At 71.1% G+C, this 21,498-nt stretch carries 21 protein-coding genes; 11 read left to right on the plus strand and 10 right to left on the minus strand.

Annotation, left to right across the window (positions count from 1 at the left end; all coding sequences use genetic code 11):
• Positions 1-58 precede the first annotated feature (58 nt).
• The 5 genes from Q9G87_RS43000 to Q9G87_RS43020 are packed head-to-tail and all read left to right on the plus strand — an operon-like array spanning position 59 to position 2,836.
• Entirely contained in the window at positions 59-610 is a 552-nt protein-coding gene (locus Q9G87_RS43000; protein WP_305922385.1) for a PaaI family thioesterase, read from the plus strand.
• A complete protein-coding gene (gene dut, locus Q9G87_RS43005) occupies positions 607-1,047 on the plus strand; it encodes a dUTP diphosphatase (protein WP_305922386.1) in 441 nt (146 codons plus the stop codon). The genes Q9G87_RS43000 and dut overlap by 4 nt, the downstream gene beginning before the upstream one ends.
• A gap of 46 nt (positions 1,048-1,093) precedes the next feature.
• A complete protein-coding gene (locus tag Q9G87_RS43010; protein WP_305922387.1) occupies positions 1,094-1,744 on the plus strand; it encodes a DUF3710 domain-containing protein in 651 nt (216 codons plus the stop codon).
• A gap of 29 nt (positions 1,745-1,773) precedes the next feature.
• Entirely contained in the window at positions 1,774-2,160 is a 387-nt protein-coding gene (locus tag Q9G87_RS43015) for an OB-fold nucleic acid binding domain-containing protein (protein WP_127935160.1), read from the plus strand.
• Between the two features lie 4 nt (positions 2,161-2,164).
• Positions 2,165-2,836, plus strand: coding sequence for a DUF3159 domain-containing protein (locus tag Q9G87_RS43020; RefSeq protein WP_305922388.1), 672 nt, complete (start codon positions 2,165-2,167; stop codon positions 2,834-2,836).
• Between the two features lie 10 nt (positions 2,837-2,846).
• Here Q9G87_RS43020 and Q9G87_RS43025 read toward each other — a convergent pair whose 3' ends face one another.
• The 5 genes from Q9G87_RS43025 to Q9G87_RS43045 all read right to left on the minus strand — a co-directional run bounded on the left by Q9G87_RS43025 (position 2,847) and on the right by Q9G87_RS43045 (position 6,794).
• Positions 2,847-4,106: an RNA polymerase sigma factor gene (locus Q9G87_RS43025; RefSeq protein ID WP_305922389.1), complete on the minus strand. Its 1,260-nt coding sequence runs from the start codon at positions 4,104-4,106 to the stop codon at positions 2,847-2,849.
• A 70-nt stretch (positions 4,107-4,176) separates the two neighbouring features.
• A complete protein-coding gene (locus tag Q9G87_RS43030; RefSeq protein WP_305922390.1) occupies positions 4,177-4,551 on the minus strand; it encodes a YciI family protein in 375 nt (124 codons plus the stop codon).
• A 52-nt stretch (positions 4,552-4,603) separates the two neighbouring features.
• Positions 4,604-5,269, minus strand: coding sequence for a DUF998 domain-containing protein (locus tag Q9G87_RS43035; RefSeq protein ID WP_305922391.1), 666 nt, complete (start codon positions 5,267-5,269; stop codon positions 4,604-4,606).
• Between the two features lie 200 nt (positions 5,270-5,469).
• Entirely contained in the window at positions 5,470-6,129 is a 660-nt protein-coding gene (locus Q9G87_RS43040; protein ID WP_305922392.1) for a potassium channel family protein, read from the minus strand.
• On the minus strand, positions 6,129-6,794 hold the full coding sequence (locus Q9G87_RS43045) for a potassium channel family protein (protein WP_305922393.1): 666 nt from the start codon (positions 6,792-6,794) through the stop codon (positions 6,129-6,131). Before Q9G87_RS43045 ends, Q9G87_RS43040 begins: the two co-directional genes overlap by 1 nt.
• 102 nt (positions 6,795-6,896) lie before the next feature.
• On the opposite strand from Q9G87_RS43045, the gene Q9G87_RS43050 reads away from it, so the two are divergent.
• Positions 6,897-8,939: an APC family permease gene (locus Q9G87_RS43050; protein ID WP_305922394.1), complete on the plus strand. Its 2,043-nt coding sequence runs from the start codon at positions 6,897-6,899 to the stop codon at positions 8,937-8,939.
• Here Q9G87_RS43050 and Q9G87_RS43055 read toward each other — a convergent pair.
• Positions 8,929-10,563 (minus strand): alpha/beta hydrolase, encoded by a 1,635-nt coding sequence (locus Q9G87_RS43055; protein WP_305922395.1) that lies wholly within the window; start codon positions 10,561-10,563, stop codon positions 8,929-8,931. The two genes, Q9G87_RS43050 and Q9G87_RS43055, sit on opposite strands and share 11 nt — an antisense overlap.
• Positions 10,564-10,617: 54 nt before the next feature.
• Between Q9G87_RS43055 and Q9G87_RS43060 the strand changes: the two genes are divergently transcribed.
• Together Q9G87_RS43060 and Q9G87_RS43065 are read left to right on the plus strand one after the other, a co-directional pair.
• On the plus strand, positions 10,618-11,868 hold the full coding sequence (locus Q9G87_RS43060) for a class I SAM-dependent RNA methyltransferase (RefSeq protein ID WP_305922396.1): 1,251 nt from the start codon (positions 10,618-10,620) through the stop codon (positions 11,866-11,868).
• 92 nt (positions 11,869-11,960) lie between these two features.
• The gene (locus Q9G87_RS43065) at positions 11,961-12,263 is read left to right on the plus strand and encodes a lamin tail domain-containing protein (RefSeq protein ID WP_305922397.1); all 303 of its coding nucleotides are present in this window, start codon (positions 11,961-11,963) and stop codon (positions 12,261-12,263) included.
• A gap of 60 nt (positions 12,264-12,323) precedes the next feature.
• Here the strand turns inward: Q9G87_RS43065 and Q9G87_RS43070 are convergent, their stop codons facing one another.
• From Q9G87_RS43070 to Q9G87_RS43085, 4 genes are read right to left on the minus strand one after another with little or no spacing between them, the layout of a single operon-like run.
• Positions 12,324-12,923 carry a response regulator transcription factor gene (locus Q9G87_RS43070; RefSeq protein WP_305922398.1) on the minus strand — a complete coding sequence of 200 codons (600 nt, stop codon included), beginning with the start codon at positions 12,921-12,923 and terminating at the stop codon, positions 12,324-12,326.
• 16 nt (positions 12,924-12,939) lie between these two features.
• Positions 12,940-14,052: a sensor histidine kinase gene (locus tag Q9G87_RS43075; protein ID WP_305922399.1), complete on the minus strand. Its 1,113-nt coding sequence runs from the start codon at positions 14,050-14,052 to the stop codon at positions 12,940-12,942.
• A complete protein-coding gene (locus Q9G87_RS43080; protein ID WP_305922400.1) occupies positions 14,052-15,167 on the minus strand; it encodes a sensor histidine kinase in 1,116 nt (371 codons plus the stop codon). The genes Q9G87_RS43075 and Q9G87_RS43080 overlap by 1 nt, the downstream gene beginning before the upstream one ends.
• A 46-nt stretch (positions 15,168-15,213) precedes the next feature.
• Positions 15,214-16,332: a glycoside hydrolase family 18 protein gene (locus tag Q9G87_RS43085; RefSeq protein WP_305922401.1), complete on the minus strand. Its 1,119-nt coding sequence runs from the start codon at positions 16,330-16,332 to the stop codon at positions 15,214-15,216.
• 118 nt (positions 16,333-16,450) lie between these two features.
• Between Q9G87_RS43085 and Q9G87_RS43090 the strand changes: the two genes are divergently transcribed.
• Genes Q9G87_RS43090 through Q9G87_RS43100 form a run of 3 tightly spaced genes read left to right on the plus strand, consistent with a single transcriptional unit; the run spans position 16,451 to position 21,475 of the window.
• Positions 16,451-17,365, plus strand: a complete 915-nt coding sequence (locus tag Q9G87_RS43090; protein WP_305922402.1) for an LLM class F420-dependent oxidoreductase — start codon at positions 16,451-16,453, stop codon at positions 17,363-17,365.
• Between the two features lie 44 nt (positions 17,366-17,409).
• On the plus strand, positions 17,410-19,032 hold the full coding sequence (locus Q9G87_RS43095; RefSeq protein WP_305922403.1) for a 3' terminal RNA ribose 2'-O-methyltransferase Hen1: 1,623 nt from the start codon (positions 17,410-17,412) through the stop codon (positions 19,030-19,032).
• Positions 19,016-21,475, plus strand: coding sequence for a polynucleotide kinase-phosphatase (locus tag Q9G87_RS43100; RefSeq protein ID WP_305922404.1), 2,460 nt, complete (start codon positions 19,016-19,018; stop codon positions 21,473-21,475). Before Q9G87_RS43095 ends, Q9G87_RS43100 begins: the two co-directional genes overlap by 17 nt.
• The last annotated feature ends 23 nt before the right edge of the window (positions 21,476-21,498 follow it).

Below are 21,498 nucleotides of genomic sequence, written 5' to 3' on the forward strand. Positions count from 1 at the left end.
GAGGCGGAGCGCGGACCCGGGACGGGCAGGGCCGGGACACGGAGTAACCTCGTCACCCGTGACCCGTTCCTCCCTCACCACCCCGCCACACGGCGCCGGTGTGCCCGCGGCGCACCCCGACGCGCCGCCGGGCACCCACCTGGGCTCCCATTACAGCCGCTGCTTCGGGTGCGGCGATGACCACCCGACCGGCCTGCACCTCACGGCCAGGACCCCCGACGGCGCGACCGTCGAGGCCGAGTTCACGGTAGGGGAGGCGCACCAGGGCGCACCCATGCTGGCGCACGGCGGCGTGCTGGCCGCCGCCATGGATGAGGTCATCGGTATGTCTGTTTACCTGTTCCGCAAGCCCTATGTGACGGGACGGCTGGAGACCGACTACCTTCTCCCCGTTCCCGTGGGCACGACACTCCACCTGCGCGCCTGGTGCAACGGCATCGCGGGCAGGAAGGCGTACCTTGAGGCAGAGGGGCGCATCGGCGCCCCCGACGGACCGGTCGCCGTCCGCGCGGCAGCGCTGTTCATCGAGGTGAATATGGAGCACTTCGCCAAGCACGGCGACCTGGCCGCCATCGCCGCAGAGCACCAGGACTACGAGGTGAACCCTTGAGCAACGTGGAGGTCCTCATCCACCGGCTCGACGCCGAGCTGCCGATGCCGTCCTATGCCCATCCGGGAGACGCGGGCGCCGATCTCTACGCGGCTGAGGACGTCGAGCTGCTGCCCGGCGAGCGGGCCGTGGTCGGGACGGGCGTGGCGATCGCCCTCCCCGACGGCTATGCGGCGTTCGTCCATCCGCGCTCGGGGCTGGCGGCCAGGCACGGGGTCACCATGGTCAACGCGCCCGGCACGGTCGACGCCGGCTACCGGGGCGAGATCAAGGTGACGTTGATCAACACGGACGCCAAGGAGCCGTTCCGGCTCCAGCGCGGCGACCGCGTGGCGCAACTCGTGATCCAGCGGGTCGAGCGTGCGGCGTTCTCCGAGGTCGAGCGCCTGCCGGGCTCGGTGCGCGGCGCGAACGGCTTCGGATCGACCGGACGTTGACGGACGGGCCGTTCCGCGGCCCAAGCGAACAGGGAGAGTGACTAAAGTGTTCCGACGTCGTCGTCGGCATGAGCAGCCGGAGCAGGCGGCCGCGCACGAGCAGGAGCCTGCCGTCCCCACGCGGGAGTCCGGCCCCTGGGACGCCGACGAGCCTCACCCGGACACCGACAGGATCGACTACGGCGGGCTGCGGCTGCCGGACATCCCCGATTTCGACCTACGGCCGGCCACGGTCGGCGACCAGCACGTCAGCGTCGTCGTCCGCTACGACGACAGCATGCTGTCGCTGCAGGCGCTGGCCGCCCCGCGCAGTTCGGGCCTGTGGGACGATGTGAAGACCAAGATCCGGACGCAGGCGAAGGACCTGGAAGAGCGGGAAGGCCCGTTCGGCACCGAACTGAGCGGCGAGGTCAAGGCCGCCGACGGCACCGTCATGCCGGTCCGTTACCTCGGCATCGACGGCCCACGATGGCTCCTGCTGGCGCTGATCTCCGGCAAGGCCGCGCGCGACGAGGCGGTCTTCGAGGCGTTCGCCGACTTCATCAAGGATGTCGTGGTGGTCCGCGGCGACGAGCCGATGGCCCGGGAGGAGCCGATCCCGCTGCGCCGGCCCAATGAGCAGACCGGCGAGAAGGCCGAGGAGCGGCCCGGCTACGACCCCTTCCGACGAGGACCTGAAATCAGCGAGATTCGCTAAGGGCTGACATTCGCATAGGCTGATTCATCATGAGTACGGCAGAGCCCCCCAAACGCGGGGGATTGCGCGGCTTCTTCAGCCGGCTGGCATCCCCGCAGTCCGAGATCGAGGCCCAGGAGCTGCGGGAAGACGCCGATGAGGTCGGCGCGACGCCGATCGCGTCGTGTGGCGGCCGACGGCGCTTCTGCGTAGCGGGTACGCTACGTACGGTGACGCTGCGTCCAAGGGGCGGTGCCCCCGCTCTCGAAGCCGAGCTCTACGACGGGTCAGATGTCATCGACCTGGTGTGGCTCGGCCGCCGCAAGATCGCGGGCATCGAGCCCGGCCGCACGGTCAAGGCCGAGGGCCTGGTCAGCATGCAGGACGGGCGCAAGGTGATGTTCAATCCACGCTACGAGCTGCGCCCAGGGAGTTGACCAGGTGAGTGCTGAGGCGGAAGAGGTCGCCCACGACACCGTGGAAGCGGCGGTGCGAGCGCAGCTCGCCAAGGCGTTGGGTGGGGTGCGCGGCATCCTCGAGGCGGCGATCCCGACGATCGCGTTCACGGTGTCCTGGATCTCCACCGAGGACCTCAAACTGTCGCTCATCATCAGCATCTCGCTGGCGGTCGTGCTGCTGGTGGCCAGGATCGTGCAGCGGTCCAGCCCGCAGTTCGTGATCAACAGCTTGATCGGCATCGCGATCGGCTGGTTCTTCGCCAGCCGATCAGGCGACGCGAAAGACTTCTTCCTGCCCGGCATCCTGTGGAACGCCGCCTACATGGTGGGGATGCTGCTGTCGATCGTCACCCGGTGGCCGGTCGTGGGCTTCCTGATCGGCTCGGTCACCAACGACCCGACCGGCTGGCACAAGGATCCGGGCATCGTGAGGCTCTGCACGCGGCTGACGTGGCTGCTCATGCTGCCGTGCGCGGTCAGGGTGGCGGTGCAGGGGCCGGTCTACCTGTTCGGCGGCGGGGACCAGGCGGTGGCGGCGCTCGGGGTCGCCAAGATCGCAATGGGCTGGCCGCTCCAGGTGGCCGCGCTCGCCGCGATGCTCTGGGTCCTGGGCCGCGGCCGCACTCCGATCAAACCCCCGGTCGCCCCAGCCTGACGCCGCGCGGTCAGGCTGACAGCGCGGCGGCGCGCTCCAGGAACAGCTCGCGCTCGCGTGCGTTCCGGGTCAGCTTGGCTGCGTGGCGGAACTCGGCGGCCGCCTCCTCCGCCCGCCCCAGCTTGGCCAGCAGGTCCCCGCGGACGGCAGGCAGGTGCGCGTAATCCCGCAGGGCGCGCTCGTCCCTGAGGGCGTCGGCGAGCTCCAGCCCGCGTGCGGGTCCGTAGGCCATGCCGACCGCGACCGCGCGGTTCAGCTCGACGATCGGCGAGGGCGTGAGGTGAGCCAGCAGCCGATACAGCGCGGCGATGCGCTCCCAGTCGGTGGCATCCGGCTTCAGCGCGCGGGCGTGGCAGGCGGCGATGGCGGCCTGGAGCCCGTACGGCCCGAGCGTGCCCAGATCCTCGGCGCGGCGCAGCGCGTCCAGACCACGACGGACGAGCAGCCGGTCCCACCGGCTGCGGTCTTGGTCGAGCAGGAGGATGGGGGAGCCGTCCCCGGCGGTTCTGGCCGGGATCCGCGAGGCCTGGAGCTCCATGAGCGCCAGCAGGCCGTGCACCTCGGGTTCGGCAGGCATGAGGCCGGCCAGGATGCGGCCGAGGCGCATGGCCTCCTGGCACAACGACGGGCGGATCCAGTCCTCGCCGGAGGTCGCCGCGTACCCCTCATTGAAGATCAGGTAGATGACCTCCAGGATGGAGGCCAGCCGTTCCGGTAGCTCGGCGGGCGGCGGCAGCTCGATGGGGATCTTCTGGTCGGCGAGGGTGCGTTTGGCGCGGGAGATGCGCTGGCCGACGGTGGGCTCGGGGACGAGGAAAGCGCGGGCGATCTCGGCGGTGGACAGGCCGCCGAGCAGGCGCAGGGTGAGCGCGAGCCGGCCCTCGGCAGGCACTGCGGGGTGGCAGGCGGTGAAGATGAGGCGGAGCAGGTCGTCGCCGATGTGATCGTCGAGGGCGTCGTCGAGCTCGGCTTCGGCCGTTTCCTGACGGAGCTCCATGTCGCGGCCCACCTCTTGCAGCTTGCGCTGGTAGGTGTCGCGGCGGCGGAACTGGTCGATGGCGCGGTGCTTGGCGGTGAGCGTCAGCCAGGCGCCCGGATTGTCGGGCACACCCTTGCGGGGCCACTCTTCGAGCGCCGCCACCAACGCGTCCTGGGCCAGCTCTTCGGCCAGGGCGAGGTCGCCCGTCATGCGGGCCAGGGCGGCGATGACGCGGGCGGACTCGATCCGCCAGACCGCCTCCACCGCCCGATGGGAATCGGCTACCGTCATGCGTCCTGAATACAGCATCCGGCCGCGGACCCGCGCGTTCGCGGTCCGCGGCCGGTGGGGTGCTGGGGTGTCAGGCCGGTGGGGCGAAGTCCGCCGGCGAGAACAGCCGCAGCACGTCCGCCTGGCCCTCCCATCCCAGCCACAGGTCACGGTGCAGCTTGATGAAGCGGGAGGTCCACTCCACGGCCTCTTCCTTGGTCTTGACCTCATACAGTGCGTAGCTGATCATTTCCTTGGCCTCGGCGAACGGCCCGTCGCTCACGGCCAGGCGGCCGCCGCTCACCTCGACCCGCGCCCCCTCGGAGCTGGGGGCCAGACCGCTCTGGTCGAGCAGGGCCCCGGCCTCGGTGGCCTCCTGGCCGAGTTTGAAGATGGCCTCCATGAGGTCGGCCGGCGGTGGCCCGTCGGGCTGGGCGGCGACCTTGAGCGTGACCAAGTAGCGCATCGTGCGTTGCCTTTCTTCGTTGGGTGGGGACGTCAGGTCTTCGTAGGGGGAGTCAGGCGGTCTGGCGGGACAGGCTCAGCGACAGTAGCGACAGCCAGCTCCAGATCGCCACGATGCCGGCGATGAACGCCAGGTTGGCCCAGGCGACGCCGCCGCCGGCGGCGATGCCCGCGAACGAGCCGATGAAGAGCGTGCCGGTGACCCGGGAGTACAGGGCCCAGCCCTTGCGGTCCTCGCGGGCCTGCCGGGAGGCGATGACGAAGCAGGCCGCGGCCATGCACAGGAATCCGACGCCGCCGACGGCCATGTGCAGGGTCCCTGACAGGGTGACCGTGCCGGGGCCTTCGGGGGTTCCCGGGGGGAAGCCCATCGCGGGGTCGGCGGGGAAGATCGCGGCGCCGATCATGCTAGCCCCGAACGCGCCGACCAGGATCGGCGCCCAGCGCGCGCCGCGCCCGGGGGACAGGCTGCGACGCAGGCCGACGGCGGCGGCGATGGTGGCCAGCGCGGTGAGGACGAAGTTCGTGGTCTGGATCCAGCCGAGCTCGCCGTTGGCCAGGAAGCTCCAGGGGTGACGGGCCAGGTCGAAGCCCTCCCGGGTGAGCGCTTGCGCCAGGGCCACGATCACGTACGTGGGGCCGGCCACGATGCCGCAGCCGAGCAGCAGACGCCGGGTGGAGAGGGGGCGGGCGGGGGAGTGGGCAAGCTGCTGGGTCATGGTCGTCAACCTCGCATCGGCGGGGCCGGCTCTTCCGGCCCACTGGATACGCTGCGAACGAGGCGAGGCGGTTTCGACACGCGCCCACAGATTTTTTGCAAGATTTTTGGTGGTCCGTAGTGCCGCTCGGCTGAGACGGCAAGAAGCGCCGCCAGGCGAGAACCTGGCGGCGCTCGGCAGACCCCGGCGGGCGCCCTGCCCTAGTGCAGGGACAGGAGGTGGGCGAGCTCCTGCTCCACTTCCTGGTTGGCGACGAACAGCAGCTCGTCCCCCGCCTCCAGCGGATCGTCCGCGGTCGGCACCAGGACCCGGCCCTCGCGCAGGATCGCCACCAGCGCCGCGTCCACCGGCCACGGCACCGAGCCGGCTCGCTGGCCGACCACCGGCGCGTCCTCGGCCAGCGTCAGCTCCACCAGGTTGGCCTGGCCCTGGCGGAAGGTCATCAGGCGGACCAGGTCGCCGACGCTCACCGCCTCCTCCACCAGCGCGCTCAGCAGGCGCGGGGTCGAGACGGCCACGTCGACGCCCCACGACTCGTTGAACAGCCACTCGTTGTTGGGGTGGTTGATCCTGGCCACCACGCGGGGCACGCCGTATTCGGTCTTGGCCAGCAGCGACACGACCAGGTTGACCTTGTCGTCGCCGGAGGAGGCGACGACAACGTGGCAGTTGTTGAGACCGGCCTCGTCCAGCGACGCGATCTCGCAGGCGTCGGCGAGCAGCCATTCGGCGCGCGGCACGCTGTCGATCTTGATGGCGGCGGGGTCGACGTCGATGAGCAGGACCTCGTGGCCGTTCTCCAGGAGCTCGGCCGCGATGGAACGGCCGACGGCCCCCGCTCCGGCGATGGCGATGCGCATCACTGGTCCTCTTCCGGTGCCGCGGCGAGCACCTTGTTGATCCGGTCCATGTCGTTCTCGGCGGCGATGACGTGAAGCACATCGCCATCCTGGACCACGGTGTCCTCCGTGATGGTCACGGCCTCGCCCATGCGGTTGACGAAGGCGGCGCGCGTGCGGACGCGGCTCTCCAGGTCGGCGATGCGGGTGCCGATCCAGGTGGGATGGGCGGCGACCTCCGCCAGCACCACGGTGCCGGTGGGGTCGCGCCAGAGCGGCTCGGCGCCCTCGGGGAGGATGCGGCGCAGGATCTGGTCGGCGGTCCAGCGCACGGTCGCCACCGTGGGGATGCCCAGCCGCTGGTAGACCTCGGCTCGCCGGGGGTCGTAGATGCGGGCCACCACGGTGTCGACGCCGAACGTCTCGCGGGCCACGCGCGCGGAGATGATGTTGGAGTTGTCGCCGCTGGAGACCGCCACGAACGCTGTCGCGGACTCGACACCGGCCTCGGTGAGCACGTCGCGATCGAAGCCGACGCCCGTCACCCGCCGCCCCCGGAACCCGGCGCGCAGCCGGCGGAACGCCTGGGGGTTGCGGTCGATGATGGCGACGGAATGGCCGCTGTCTTCGAGGATGTGCGCGAGGGTCGAACCCACCCGGCCACATCCCATGATCACTATATGCATATCCCCCCGCATCTCGCGGTCGGCCGGTTGCTCGACACCAGTATGGCCCCAGTGGGGACTCCCCTCGTTTAGCGCCTGCGTATGGGGCTAGCATCTCGTTACGTGGCGAAGGTAACGGATCTTGTCAAACGCTTGCTCGTGGGGCGTGCCCTGCGTAGTGGGCAGCTCCATGAGCAACTCCTCCCCAAACGGATCGCACTACCCGTTTTCGCGAGTGACGCGCTCTCCTCCGTCGCCTACGCCCCGCAGGAGATCCTGGTCATCCTGTCGCTGGCCGGTGTCTCCTTCTATGCTTACAGCCCTTGGGTCGCCATCGCCGTCGTGATCGTGATGCTCACGGTCGTGGCGTCATACCGGCAGAACGTGCACGCCTATCCCAGCGGCGGCGGCGACTACGAGGTCGCGAACACCAACCTCGGCAAGAACGCCGGCCTCACCGTGGCCAGCGCGCTCATGGTCGACTATGTGCTGACGGTCGCGGTGTCCGTGGCCAACGGTGTCGACTATGTGGGCGCCACGATCCCGTTCGTGGGCGACCACAAGCCCGCCGTGGCCATCGCCATCGTGATCCTGCTGACCGTGATCAACCTGCGTGGCATTCGCGAGTCCGGCGCCGCCTTCGCCGTTCCCACGTACGCGTTCATGGTGGCCGTGCTCGGGCTGGTCGCTTGGGGCGGGTTCCGGCTGCTGGTGCTGGGTGACGAGATCAAGGCACCGAGCGCCGACTTCACCATCGAGCCGGAGCAGACCAACCTGACGGCCTTCGCCGCGGCGTTCCTCATCCTGCGCGCATTCTCCTCCGGCTGCGCGGCCCTGACCGGTGTGGAGGCCATCAGCAACGGCGTGCCCGCCTTTCGCAAGCCCAAGAGCAAGAACGCCGCCACGACGCTGCTCATGATGGGCCTCGTCGCGGTCACCATGTTCAGCGGCATCATCGCGCTCGGGCTGGCGTCCGGGGTGAAGATCGCCGAGCCGTCCGTGGTCGCGCACGACCTGCTCCGGCCGGACGGCACACCGGTGGGCCCCGACTACTACCAGCAGCCGATCATCTCCCAGGTGGCCGACGCGGTGTTCGGCAGCGGGTCGCTGATGTTCGTCGTGATCTCGGCCGTGACCGCGCTGATCCTGTTCCTGGCGGCCAACACGGCGTTCAACGGCTTCCCCGTGCTGGGCTCGATCCTGGCGCAGGACCGTTACCTGCCGCGCCAGCTGCACACCCGCGGCGACCGGCTGGCCTTCTCCAACGGCATCGTCATCCTGGCGGCCGCCGCGTGCCTGCTGCTGTGGGGGTTCGACGCGGACGTCAGCCGCCTGCTGAACCTCTACATCGTCGGCGTCTTCGTGTCGTTCACGCTCAGCCAGACCGGCATGGTCATCCACTGGACCCGTCACCTGAAGACCGAGACCGACCCCAAGACCCGCCTCCAGATGCACCGCTCCCGTGTGATCAACTTCTTCGGCGGCATCATGACGGGGCTCGTGCTGATCGTCGTGCTGCTGACGAAGTTCCTGGTCGGGGCATGGATCGTGGTGATCGCGATGCCGATCCTGTTCCTCATGATGAAGGGCATCAGGCATCACTACGACAACGTGGCGGCCGAGCTGGCGATCACCGAGGACTACGAGCCGACGATGCTGCCCGCGCGCAACCACGCCATCGTGCTCGTCTCCAAGATCCACAAGCCGACCCTGCGGGCGCTGGCGTACGCGCGTGCCACGAGGCCGTCCATGCTGGAGGCCGTCACCGTGGGCGTCGAGGGTGAGGAGGCGCGCAAGCTGCAGGAGGAGTGGGAGCGGCGGGGCATTCCGGTGCCGCTCAAGATGCTCGACTCGCCGTACCGGGAGATCACGCAGCCCATCCTCGACTACGTCAAGCACCTGCGCAGGCGCTCGCCGCGCGACGTGGTGACCGTGTTCATCCCCGAGTACGTCGTCGGCCACTGGTGGGAGCACCTGCTGCACAACCAGAGCGCGCTCCGGCTGAAGGCGCGGCTGCTGTTCAAGCCGGGGGTCATGGTCACGAGCGTGCCCTGGCAGCTGCACTCCTCGGACCGGCTCAAGGGCCGGCCGGAGCCGTTCGCACCGGGTTCGGTGCGCCGGCCGTGGCACCAGACGGTCAAGGAAGAGGAGCAGCTCAAGAGCTGATCAGCGCGCGCAGCCGGTCGGTGTCGGACGCGTTCCAGCCCGGCGGCGCGGCGACCGCGGCCCAGCCGTCGACGATGTTGGGGCCGTAGCGGTGCCCGTGGCCCGGCGGCACGGACAGCCCGGCCGTCAGATCCACCAGCACTTGCCAGAAGGTCACGAGCGGGAACCAGTTCATCTCCGGATTCATCCCCGGACCTCGCGCGCCCTCCAGCCAGGCCGGCCGGCGGTAGATCAGCTCGGGAGACCACCACACGACAGGGTCGGAGGCGTTCTGCAGGTAGACCACGCGCGGGCGGACCCATGGCCCCGGAGGCCGGTCCAGGTCGTCGGGGTGCTGGGCGAACCTGACCGTCTTGCCCCCTTGGTAGACCGGCCGCCACACAGGGCTGCCGGGTTCGCGGCCGTTCGTGACGCTGCGCCAGATGTGATTGGCGTTCGGCGGGCCGACGAACACCGCGCCGTCAGCCTTGGCCGCCAGGTCCTCCAGGTCGAGGAAGGCCCCCTCCAGCTGGTAGGACCCCAGGCTCTCGCCCGACAGCACCAGCTTCGGCCGCTCACCGGGCGGCAACCGGGCCCACCTGGCGCGTACCGCCTCGAACAACGCCCGCCCCGCGGCCGCCGCCTTGTCCCGGTCGAGCAGGAACGACGCCCAGCTCGGCAGATACGAATACTGCAGGGCGACCATGGCGGAGCGGCCGTTGTACATGTACTCCAGCGCGTCGGCGATGTGCGGGTCGACCCAGCCGGTGCCCGTCGTGCCGAGCACGGCGAGCACAGGCCGGCTGAACGCGTCGGCGCGTTCGAGCTCGCGAACCGCCAGCGCCGCCTGGGCCTGAGGCGAGCGGGTGGAGTCGAGCCCGACGTAGACCCTGATCGGGTCGGCGGCAGGGCGGCCGGAGAAGGCGGCGAGCCTGGCGCGGGTGGTGGCGGTGCCGGTGAAGCGGCGGCCTTCCTTGCCGAGCGACTCCCAGGTCACCAGCGAACCCGGGCCGCCGGACACCAGGGTGGAGGTGGGCCTGTGCACCCCCGGGTGGGTGCCGGCGTTGGTGACCGAGGAGACCTCGCTCACCCGGGCGGAGAAGGCGGAGAAGACCACATCATTGGCGAAGACGACGACCACGAGCCCGATGACGAGCACGCCGAGGACATGGCCGACATAGATCGGGACGAACCGCTCGAGCCAGGCGATCAGCTTGCGGCAACCCAAGCGGACAAGCCGCGAAATAGCGAGAAATAGTGTGAAGAGGGCGACGGCAATCACGACGATCACCGGAGGAAACCACGTGATCCGCGTGTCCATGCCCATGAGCGCCCGCAGGTCGCGTTGCCAGTCCACGCTGTACCAGAGCGCGACCGCCGCCAGTGCCCCGCCCACGCCGATCAGGAGCTGCCAGGCGATCCAGCGGCCCCGCTCCGGCAGCCGGTAGGAGATCACCGCCCGGCCCAGCGCGCCGAGCGTGGCTCCCACGGCGTACCCCAGAATGCCGGTGACCGCGCACATCACCCCCTGGTACAACCACGTGCGGGGCAGCATCGACGGCGTCAGCGACGCGCAGGCGAACAGCACGGCCAGCAGCGTCCCCCCGAAGCCGGGCCGCCGCCGTACCACCCTCGCCGTTCCCACGACCACCTACAGTAATGGATCAATCTGGCCAGGTAGGGGGCATAGGGTGGCGGTGTGGAACAGGTATCTCTCGAGTTGACGGTGGGTCCGGTCGCGCACGGTGGCTGGTGTGTGGCACGCCACGAAGGACGCGTGGTGTTCGTCCGGCACGCGCTGCCCGGCGAACGGGTCATCGCCGATGTCACCGAGGAGACCACCCGGTTCCTGCGTGCCGACGCCGTGGAGATCCTCGAGCCGTCGCCCGACCGCGTGGTCCCGCCCTGCCCCTACGCGGGCCCGGGCCGCTGCGGCGGCTGCGACTGGCAGCACGCCACGCCGCAGGCGCAGCGGCGACTCAAGGCCCAGGTCGTGGCCGAGCAGCTGCACCGGCTGGCGGGGATCGAGCGTGAGGTCGTGGTCGAGGAGGTGCCGGGGGCCAAGGACGGGCTCGGCTGGCGTACGCGCGTGCAGTTCGCCGCCCTGCCGACCGGCGAGCTGGGCTTCCGGCGGCACCGTTCGCACGAGATCGAGGTCGTGGACGCCTGCCTGATCGCCCACCCCGAGGTGGAGGCGGTCGGAGCGGAGGCGCATGACTGGCCCGGCGCCGCCGGGGTCGAGGTCATCGCCTCCTCCAGCGGCGACCGGGCCGTCGTGGTCTCACCCCGGCCGCGCCGCAGCGTCACCGTCCCCGAGCTCGACGCGCCCGCCTCGATCCTGCTCGACCAGGGCAAGGGCCACGCGGTGCCGCGGCGCGGGTCGGGAGTGCTGCACGAGCACGTGGCCGATCGTGAGTTCCGGGTGGCGGGCAGCGGTTTCTGGCAGGTCCACCCGGGGGCCGCGGAGACGCTGCTGGACGCCGTGCTGGCGTACGCGGCGCCGGACCCGGGCGAGTGGGCGCTCGACCTCTACTGCGGCGTGGGCCTGTTCGCGGCCGGGCTCGCCGAGGCCGTCGGGCCCGAGGGAGCGGTGTTCGGCCTGGAGTCCGAGGCCTCGGCCGTCCGCGACGCCCGCGCCAACCTGCGCGACCTGCCGCAGGCGCGGGTGGAGCGGGGGCGGGTGGAGGAGGCGCTCGACCGGTTCCAGATCGAGCGCGCCGACCTCGTGGTGGTGGACCCGCCGCGGTCCGGGCTCGGGCGCGAGGTGGTCGAGCGGATCACGGGGCTGGAGGCGTTGCGGATCGTGTACGTGTCCTGCGATCCCGCCACGTTCGCCCGGGATCTGAAGTGGCTGGCCGAACGCGGATACGTGCTGGAGGACCTGCGTGCTTTCGACGCCTTCCCCATGACTCATCACGTGGAATGTGTGGGGCTGCTCGTCAGGAAATAACCCTGCGAACAGCGCCATTTCCATGCCAACCGTGCCCTGTCATCCGTCGTCCTTACATGCGTCACATTGCCCCCATGTAGAGGACCTCGACGGTGAGAATCGTCTTATCGGCCGCGCTCGTCGCGGCGGCGACGCTCGGCACGGCACTCCCCGCCCAGGCGGCTGCTCCCGCGATCCAGATCGTGAAGATCTACTACGACTCCCCAGGGGCCGACCGGCGCTCCAACAGCTCGCTGAACGCCGAGTACGTCACCGTCCTCAACACGACGACGCGCACGGTCGATCTCGAAGGCTGGACGATCCGCGACAAGACCGGCTACACCTACGAGTTCGGCCCGGACGTCGTGCTCGGCGCCAAGAAGCGGATCACCCTGCGTTCCGGGCAGGGCTGCTGACCCGCGCTCGCGGCCGGCGGCGGGGTGGCCGGGGGCACGACGCCGATGTGAATCCTGGGCTCAGAGCCAGCCCATGCGCTGGGCGGTGCGGATCGCCTCCAGGCGGTTTTGAGCGTTGAGCTTGGTCATGGCGCTCGACAGGTAGTTGCGCACGGTGCCCTCGGTCAGGTGCAGCTCGCCGGCGATCCGCGAGATCGTCGCCCCGTCGCCGGCCAGCCGCAGCGCGTCGCGTTCGCGCTCGGTCAGCGGGCTGTCCCCCGCCGCCATCGCCGCCGCGGCCAGCTCCGCGTCCAGGTAGCGGCCGCCGCTCTGGACCTTGCGGATCGCCATGGCCAGCTCCTCGGCCGAGGCGTCCTTGCCGAGGAACCCGCCCACGCCCGCCGCCATGGCCCTGCGCAGGTAGCCCGGCCGGCCCAGGCTGGTCAGGATGACGATCTTGCACTGGGCGCTGATGCGCTCGGCCGCGCTCAGGCCGTCCATGCCCGGCATCTCGATGTCGAGCACCGCCACGTCGGGCCGATGCTCGCTCACCGCGGCGAGGACCTCGTCGCCCCGGCCGACCTGGGCCACGACCTGGATGCCGTCCTCGAGGTCCAGCAGGGCCGCGATGGCGCCGCGGATGAGGTGCTCGTCGTCGGCGAGCAGCACGCGGATGGTCATGAAGGCTCCCGGAGAATCATGCGGGCACCCCTGCCCGCAGCAGGTAGCGGCCCTCGGGCGCCGGCTCCGCCTTCAGGGTGCCGCCTGCCGCGCGCACGCGATCGGCCAGGCCCGCCAGCCCGTTGGGCGCATGCTCGCCCACTGGGCCGCTCACCCCGTCGTTGGTCATTTCCAGCACGCCGCCCTCGATGGTGATCGTGCAGCGTTCGGCCCGGCTGTGCTTGAGCACGTTCGTCGCGCCCTCGCGGACGACCGTGGCCAGCAGCGTGCGGGTCTCCGGCGTCAGCGAGGCCGTGTCGGCGCGTACGGTGCACCGCACGTCCGCCGCCTCCAGCACCGCCCGCACGCTGGCGAGCACCTCGTCCAGGTCGACGGCCCGGTAGTTCTGCACGACGGTGCGGACTTCGCGTAACGACTGCCTGGCCAGGTCGCGTACCCCGAACATCTCCGCCGCCGCCGCGCCAGGATCGCTACGCAGCGTCTGCTCGGCGTGGGCGGCCCGGGCCGCGACGTCGGTGAGGCTCTGTCCGAGCAGGTCGTTGAGATCGCGGGCGAAGCGCAGCCGCTCTTCGGAGACCGCCAGCCTGGACAGTGCCTCCTGCCCCTCGTGCGCTTCCTTGGCCAGCTGCCAGAGCCGCAGGTTGGCCCAGACCGCGCCGACGCAGATCACGGTGAACACCGTCTGCATCAGCAGCAGGGGGAGGACGGGGCCTTCGACCAGGGCGATGTAGACGTTGATGACCACGATCGAGGCGACGGAAAGGGCGATGACGGTGCGCTTGCGCACGAACGCCGCCATTAACGCGAGCCAGGCCGGGATGATCCAGATCAGCGGGAAGACCGAAAGGAGCACGACGATCGCCCCGGTGACCGCCAGGATCGCGGTCGGCCGCTTTCCGCCCCGGACGGCGATCGTGAACGGGCGCGTGCTCAGCACGTTGAAGACCAGCAGCAGGACGACCGCGCCCACGCCCAGCGGCCAGGGCAGGATCCCCGCCTGCCAGCGGATGAACAACTCCGCGTAGCCGATCAGCGGCAACAGGAGGATGACGTTGGTGGAGCCGACGCACAACCAGCGGACCTTGTCCAGCTTGGAGGCCATCCGGACCTTGGCGACCATCCCGCGCATCAGGCCGGCACCGCCGCGCGCAGCAGGAACTCGCCCGCCGGGGTAGGCGCGGCGGAGAAGGACCCACCGGCCGTGGCCAGCCGCTCCGACAGGCCGCGCAGGCCGTTGCCGGGCGGCGCGGGCTCCCCGTGCACGCCGTCGTTGAGCATCTCGAGCACGCCTCCGTGGATGGTGATCGCGCAGCGGGTGGCCCTGCTGTGCTTGAGCACGTTGGTGCCGCCCTCGCGGACCGCCCACGCCAGCAGCGCCCTGGCGGCCGGCGACAGGCCGTCCGCCCTGGCCACGATGTCACAGCGGGCGCCGGCCGCCTCCAGCGCCGCGCGTACGCCGTCGAGCTCCTCGTCCAGGTCGAGCGCCTGATAACCGTGCACCGCCTGCTGCACCTCGGCCAGTGACTCCGCGGCCAGCGCGCGGACCTCGGCCATCTCGGCCGCCGCCCGCCCGGTGTCCTTGCTCGCCAGCTTGGCGGCCAGCTCGCTCTTCAGCGTGATGACAGAAAGGCTGTGCCCGAGCAGGTCATGCAGGTCGCGCGCGAAGCGCAGCCGCTCCTCGGCCACCGCCAGCCGCGCCTTGGCCTCCCTGCTGTTGTAGGCGTCTCTGATCACCCACCAGAGCCAGCGCCACAGCAGCATGGCCACGACCATTGAGACGGAGGCGACCGTGCTGCCGAGCAGCACGCCCTGCCATGCCTGCTCGGTCATCAGGACGGTGTATACGGTGACGGCGGTCACGACGGCCACCGTGAGACCGGCCGTCGCCCACGGCCGGAGGTAGAGCGCGGCCGCCGCCAGCCACAGCCCTTCGGTCTGCATCCACACGCTCGCGGCGTCCGCGTCCAGCGGCAGGAGAGCCAGAGCGGCCACCGCGAACACCGCCGCGAGCAGCAGCTTCACCGTGGGACGCGGCCGGGTGTCGAAGGCATCTCTGAGGAGGAAAGGGAAGAGCCCGTAGAAGCCGAGCGCGCACACGATGGAGACGGCCGCGGCTAAGGGAGAGAGCGTGCCCTCCGCCGCCGCTGCGAGGGTGAACACGATGGAGAGGATGGCGACGAACACCACCAGCCCGTCCATCCAGTAGATCAGGATCTTCCGCGCCGTGTCCGGCCGGGCCGCCATCGCCCCTCCCCACTGACAGAAGCCTCCTGGTCCCCAAATCCTATAGTCAGGGGCCCCGCAGAATCCGCGTCACGTCCCGCGACGGTGGGACGCCGCGTAGCGACAGCCAGGCCAGCCCGTGGCGGGCGGCGTAGCCGGCGAGTGTGCGGGCGTCGAGCTCACTCAGGTCGCCCTCGCCCGCCAGCACCGGGGTCAGGGCGATGCGCCGCCATGCCTGGCCGGGATCCGGCAGGTCCTGTGCCCGGACGATCTGGTCCTTGGCCAGTTGGATGGCCGCCGCGAGCCGGCGCAGGCGGCCGTGGGGAGCCGAGCGCGGCTGCATGGCGGCCAGCAGGTTCACGGTGCCGACCTCGGCGCCCGCCTCGTGGGTGGTGCGCAGCATCGCCACGTCGGCGGCGTCCAGCCCATACGGCCTCAGCGGGAGCGTGAAGCTGACCCGCAGCGGCCGCTCACGCCGCATGGCCCGGATGGCGCGGGCCCTGCGCAGCGCCACGGCGCCGTCCTCACTGTCGCGGATCTCGAAGTCGACGGCCGCGGCGTCGAACGCGCCGACCACTCTGCGGTAGGCGGCGGCGAGCCCGCCCGGCCTGGTGCAGGTCACGGCCAGCTCCTCGACGCCGGGCCCGCCGAAGGTGGGAACGGCGTCGCCACCCAGCGCCCTGAGTCGGCCGATCTTGTTCGCCACCGGGTTCTTACCGGGATCGAGCGGATCGCTCCGGCTGGTGTACTGATCGGGTGTTTCGAGCGGATCGCCCTGGTCCGTGCCTGGCTCAGATGTTTCGAGCGGAACACTCCGGTCGGCGTCGGGCTGGGGTGTTTCGAGCGGCCCCGCCCACTTCGGGGAGCAGCCGTCGTCGCCGCCCGCGATGAGGTGGCCCAGCATGTAGTGGCGCACGCCGGTGCGGCGGGACTGGGCCGGCAGGTCGAAGCCGGGGTCGCGGGCCGTGTCGACGAAGCCCACGAACGGGGCGGGCCGCTCCGTGGCCACCGCGGGGGAGGCGCTTGGGGACGGCTCCACCACCGCCGGCGGTGTCCGCAGCGGCGGGGCGGCGGCGCCCGCGGGCAGCAGCTGGATCGCGACGGCCGTGGCGGCGGCGAGCCCGAGGCCGCCGAGGATCGCGAGCGGGCGGGGGAGCGTGCCGGGTTCCCGTTTGTGCCGTGGCATCGAACACCCCGTGTAATCGGTCGGCTACGTACGGCGCTTGACGGGCACGTTAGCAAGCATTCCCGGCGCGGCGCGGGCCTTTTCCGGTTCGCGTCCGATGTGTGCCGATAATGTGGGCATGAAGCTACGGATCTTCACCGAGCCCCAGCAGGGCGCGACATATGACGACCTGCTCAGCGTCGCCCAGGCCGCCGAACGGCTGGGCTTTGACGCTTTCTTCCGTTCTGACCACTACCAGCGCATCGGCCCCGGCGACCCGGGCCCCGGCTCCACCGACGCGTGGATCACGCTGGCAGGCCTGGCCAGGGAGACCTCGCGGATCCGGCTGGGCACGCTGGTGACGCCGGCCACGTTCCGGCTCCCCGGGCCCCTGGCGATCAGCGTCGCGCAGGTCGACCAGATGAGCGGCGGCCGGGTCGAGCTGGGCTTCGGCGCCGGCTGGTTCGATACCGAGCACGCGGCGTACGGCATTCCGTTCCCGCCGCAGAACGAACGGTTCGGGCGGTTCGAGGAGCAGCTCGAGATCATCACCGGCCTGTGGACCGCGGAGAAGACCTTCTCGTTCGAGGGCAGGTACTACCGGGTCGCCGACTCGCCCGCGCTGCCGAAGCCGGTGCAGCAGCCCCGGCCGCCGATCATCATCGGTGGGTTCGGCGCCAAGCGCACGCCTCGGCTGGCGGCGACGTACGCGGATGAGTACAACGTGCCGTTCCGCACGCTGACCGACACGGCCGAGGCGTTCGGCCGGGTGCGCGAGGCCTGCGAGAGCACCGGGCGCAGCCTGGTCTGCTCGCTCGCGCAGACCGCCATCGTGGGCCGTGACCGGGCCGAGGTCGAGCGGCGCGCGGCCGCGGTCGGCGAGAACCCCGACACGCTGCGGGAGAACGGCCTGGCAGGCACGCCCGCCGAGGTGCTCGAGAAGATCGGGAAGTTCGCCGAACTGGGCGCCGAGCGGGTCTACCTGCAGATCCTGGATCTGGGCGACCTCGAGCATCTGGAGCTGATCGCGGCCGAGGTGCTGCCGCACGTGTAAGTAATCGCTGGCGGGGGTTCGGGGGGTTGCGGCAAACTTGGGGCGTGCTGCTGACGATCACGACCACCGCGAGCCCTGCCACCGACCTGGGTTTTCTCCTGCACAAGCATCCCGGGCGCGTGCAGGAGTTCAGCCAGTCGTTCGGCACGGCCAGGGTGTTCTACCCCGAGGCGGGCGAGGAGCGGTGCACGGCGGCGCTCCTGCTGGAGGTCGACCCGATCGCGCTGGTCAGGTCGCGCGGCAAGGGCTCGCCCGACTTCAGCCTGTCGCAATACGTCAACGACCGCCCCTACGCCGCGTCCTCGCTGCTGGCCGTGGCGCTGGGAGACGTGTTCCGCACGGCGCGGGCGGGCCGGTGCAAGGCCCGGCCCGAGCTTCCCGGCCAGGCGCTGCCGCTGGAGCTGAGGCTGCCCGCGCTGCCCTGCCGGGGTGGGCCCGACCTGGCGCGGCGGTTGTTCGAGCCACTCGGCTGGGAGGTCGAGGCGCAGCCACTCCCGCTCGACGAGGGGTTCCCGGAGTGGGGCGAGTCGCGCTATGTCCGGCTCACCCTGCGCGGCGCGGCCCGCCTGTCCGACGCGCTCAACCACCTCTATGTGCTGCTGCCCGTGCTCGACGACGGCAAGCACTACTGGATCGCGCCCGACGAGGTCGACAAGCTGATCAGGGCCGGTGAGGGCTGGCTGCGCGGGCACCCGGAACGCGGGCTGATCACCCGGCGCTACCTGGGCCGGCGCTGGGCCCTGGCCCGCACCGCGCTGACCCGGCTGGCCGAGCTCGGCGACGAGACGGAGGAGCAGCTGGAGCCCGCGGTCGCGGAGGACGCGCCTGCCGAGGAGACGGCCGCCGACGAACTGGCCACCGCCGAGGCCGAGGCCCACGCCACAACCACTGCACCCGCCGCGTCCTACGCGCCCGCGGACGCGCCCACCGCGCCCTACGCGCCCGCCGCGACCGGCGTGCTCGCGCAGGACGCGCTCATCGGTGGCGCGCGTGTGGAGGGCGTGAGCGCGCCAGATGCCGCGGCCGAGGTGGCGGGGACCGAGGGGAGCGAGTCCAAGGGCAAGTCGCTCAGCGTCCGGCGACGGGAAGCCGTGCTGGCCAAGCTCGAAGAGCTCGGCGCGGTCAGCGTGATCGACCTGGGCTGCGGCCAGGGCGAGCTGGTCGGCGCGCTGCTGGCCAGGCCCAGGTTCGCCAGGGTCGCCGGCATGGACGTCTCGTCGATGGCGCTCACCATCGCCGCACGCAAGCTCCGCCTGGACCGCATGCCCGACGCCAAGCGCGCCCGCCTCACCCTGTTCCAGGGCGCGCTCACCTACACCGACAAGCGGCTCAAGGGCTACGACGCCGCCGTCCTCATGGAGGTGATCGAGCACGTCGACCCGCCCCGCCTGACCGCGCTCGAACGGGTCGTGTTCGGCCACGCCAAGCCCGCCCACGTGCTCGTCACCACGCCCAACATCGAGCACAACGTCCGCTATGAGTTCCTGACCGGCCTGCGCCACCCCGACCACCGCTTCGAGTGGACCCGCGCCGAGTTCGCCGCCTGGGCGACCCGGGTGGCCGCCGAGCACGGCTACCAGGTCGCGTTCGAGCCGGTCGGTGACGACGACCCCGAGGTCGGCCCGCCGACCCAGATGGGAGTGTTCACCCGTGATCAGCGTTCCTGAGCTGTCCCTCGTGGTGCTGGTCGGCGTCTCCGGCAGCGGCAAGTCCACGTTCGCGCGCAAGCACTTCAAGCCGACGCAGGTCATCTCCTCCGACTTCTGCCGCGGCCTGGTCGCCGACGACGAGAACGACCAGTCGGCCACCCCGGCGGCGTTCGACCTGCTGCACCACATCGTCGGCGTGCGCCTGTCCAGGGGCCTGTTCACCGTGGTCGACGCCACCAACGTCCAGTACACCGCCCGCAAGAGCCTCATCGACCTGGCCAGGAAGCACGACGTGCTGGCCGACGCGATCGTGCTCGACGTGCCGGAGGAGGTGGCGATCGAGCGCAACGCCGTCCGCCCCGACCGCGACTTCGGCCCCGGCGTAGTGATCCGCCAGCGCAAGGACCTGCGCCGCTCGCTCGGCAAGATCTCCGGCGACGGCTTCAGGAAGGTCCACGTGCTGCGCGGCCTCGACGAGATCGACGACGCGATGATCACGTACGAGAAGGCGTGGTCGGACCTGACCGAGCTGACCGGCCCGTTCGACGTCATCGGCGACGTGCACGGTTGCCGCGCGGAGCTGGAGACCCTGCTGCGCGAGCTCGGCTGGGAGGGCGTCCGGCACCCGGACGGCCGGACCGCCGTGTTCGTCGGTGACCTGGTGGACCGCGGCCCCGACACGCCAGGAGTGCTGCGCCTGGTGATGGACATGGTCGAGGCGGGCACCGCGATCTGCGTGGCGGGCAACCACGAGCAGAAGCTGGTGCGCGCGCTGAACGGCCGCAACGTCAAGGTCACCCACGGCCTGCAGGAGTCGCTCGACCAGCTCGGCGCCCAGCCGCCCGAGTTCGTCGAGCGGGCCAAGCGGTTCATGGACGGCCTGCTCAGCCACTACCGCCTGGACGGCGGCCGGCTCGTGGTGGCGCACGCCGGGCTCAAGGAGGCCTACCACGGGCGGGCCTCCAAGCGGGTGCGCTCGTTCGCCCTGTACGGCGACACCACCGGCGAGACCGACGAATACGGCCTGCCGGTCCGCCTGCCGTGGGCCGAGGAATACCGTGGCCGCGCCATGGTCGTCTACGGCCACACGCCCACGCTCCGGCCCGAGTGGATCAACAACACGATCTGCCTCGACACCGGCTGCGTCTTCGGCGGCCACCTGACCGCCCTGCGCTACCCCGAGCGCCAGATCGTCCAGGTCCCGGCGGAGAAGGTCTGGTACGAGCCGACGAAGCCGCTCGGCGCGGGCGTCCGCGACCCGGGCATGTTGGACGTCAACGACGTGATCGGCACCCGCCACGTGGAGACCAGGTTCGGCGCCCGGGTGAAGATCCTGGAGGAAAACGCGGCCGCGGCCCTGGAGGTCATGAGCCGCTTCGCGGTGGATCCGCGCTGGCTGGTCTACCTGCCGCCCACCATGGCCCCGCCGGAGACCTCCCGGCTCGACGGCTACCTGGAGCACCCGCACGAGGCGTTCGAGGAGTTCGCCGCCGCCGGGGTGCGCGAGGTCGTGTGCGAGGAGAAGCACATGGGCTCGCGGGCCGTCGCCGTGCTGGCCAGGACCCCGGAGGCGGCCGCGACCCGGTTCGGGGTGAGCGACGGCAGCGCCGGCGCCGTCTACACGCGCACCGGGCGGCCGTTCTTCGCCGACACGGGGCCGCTCGTCGAACGGCTGCGGGCGGCCTGCGAGCCGCTGTGGGCTGAGCTCGGCTCCGACTGGGTGGTGCTCGACTGCGAGCTGCTGCCCTGGTCCGCCAAGGCCGGCGACCTCATCAGGAGCCAGTACGCCTCCGTCGGCGCGGCCGCCCGCGCCGCGCTGCCCGAGGCGGTGCGGGCCCTGGAGGCGGCGGCCGAGCGCGGGCTGGATGTGGGCGATCTGCTGGACCGCACCCGCCGCCGCTCGCACAACGCTGCCCTGTTCCGCGAGGCCTATGCCCGTTACTGCTGGCCGGTCGACGGGCTGGAGGGTGTCAAGCTGGCGCCGTTCCAGATCCTCGCCTGCGAGGGCCGGGCCACGGCGCTGGAGCCGCACGCCTGGCACCTGAGCACGCTGGCGCTGCTCGACTCGCCGCTGATCGCCCCGACCCGCCACGTGTTCGTCGACCTCGGCTCGCCGGAGTCCAGGGCCGAGGCGACCGCCTGGTGGGAGTCGATGACGGCGGCGGGCGGCGAGGGCATGGTGGTCAAGCCGTCCGCGTACGCGCCCGGCCGGGTGCAGCCCGGGGTCAAAGTCCGCGGACGCGAATACCTGCGGATCATCTACGGCCCTGACTACACCGAGTCGCTCGACGTGCTGCGCAGGCGTTTCCTCGGCAAGAAGCGCTCGCTGGCGCTGCGCGAGTACACGCTGGGTCTGGAGGCGCTGTCGCGGCTGGCGGACGGCGAGCCGGCCTGGCGGGTGCACGAGCCGGTCTTCGCCGTGCTGGCCCTGGAGTCGGAGCCGGTGGACCCGCGGCTGTAAAGCTTGGGTAAGCCGAGCGATAC

Source organism: Nonomuraea turcica (assembly GCF_030718205.1).
GTDB lineage: Bacteria > Actinomycetota > Actinomycetes > Streptosporangiales > Streptosporangiaceae > Nonomuraea.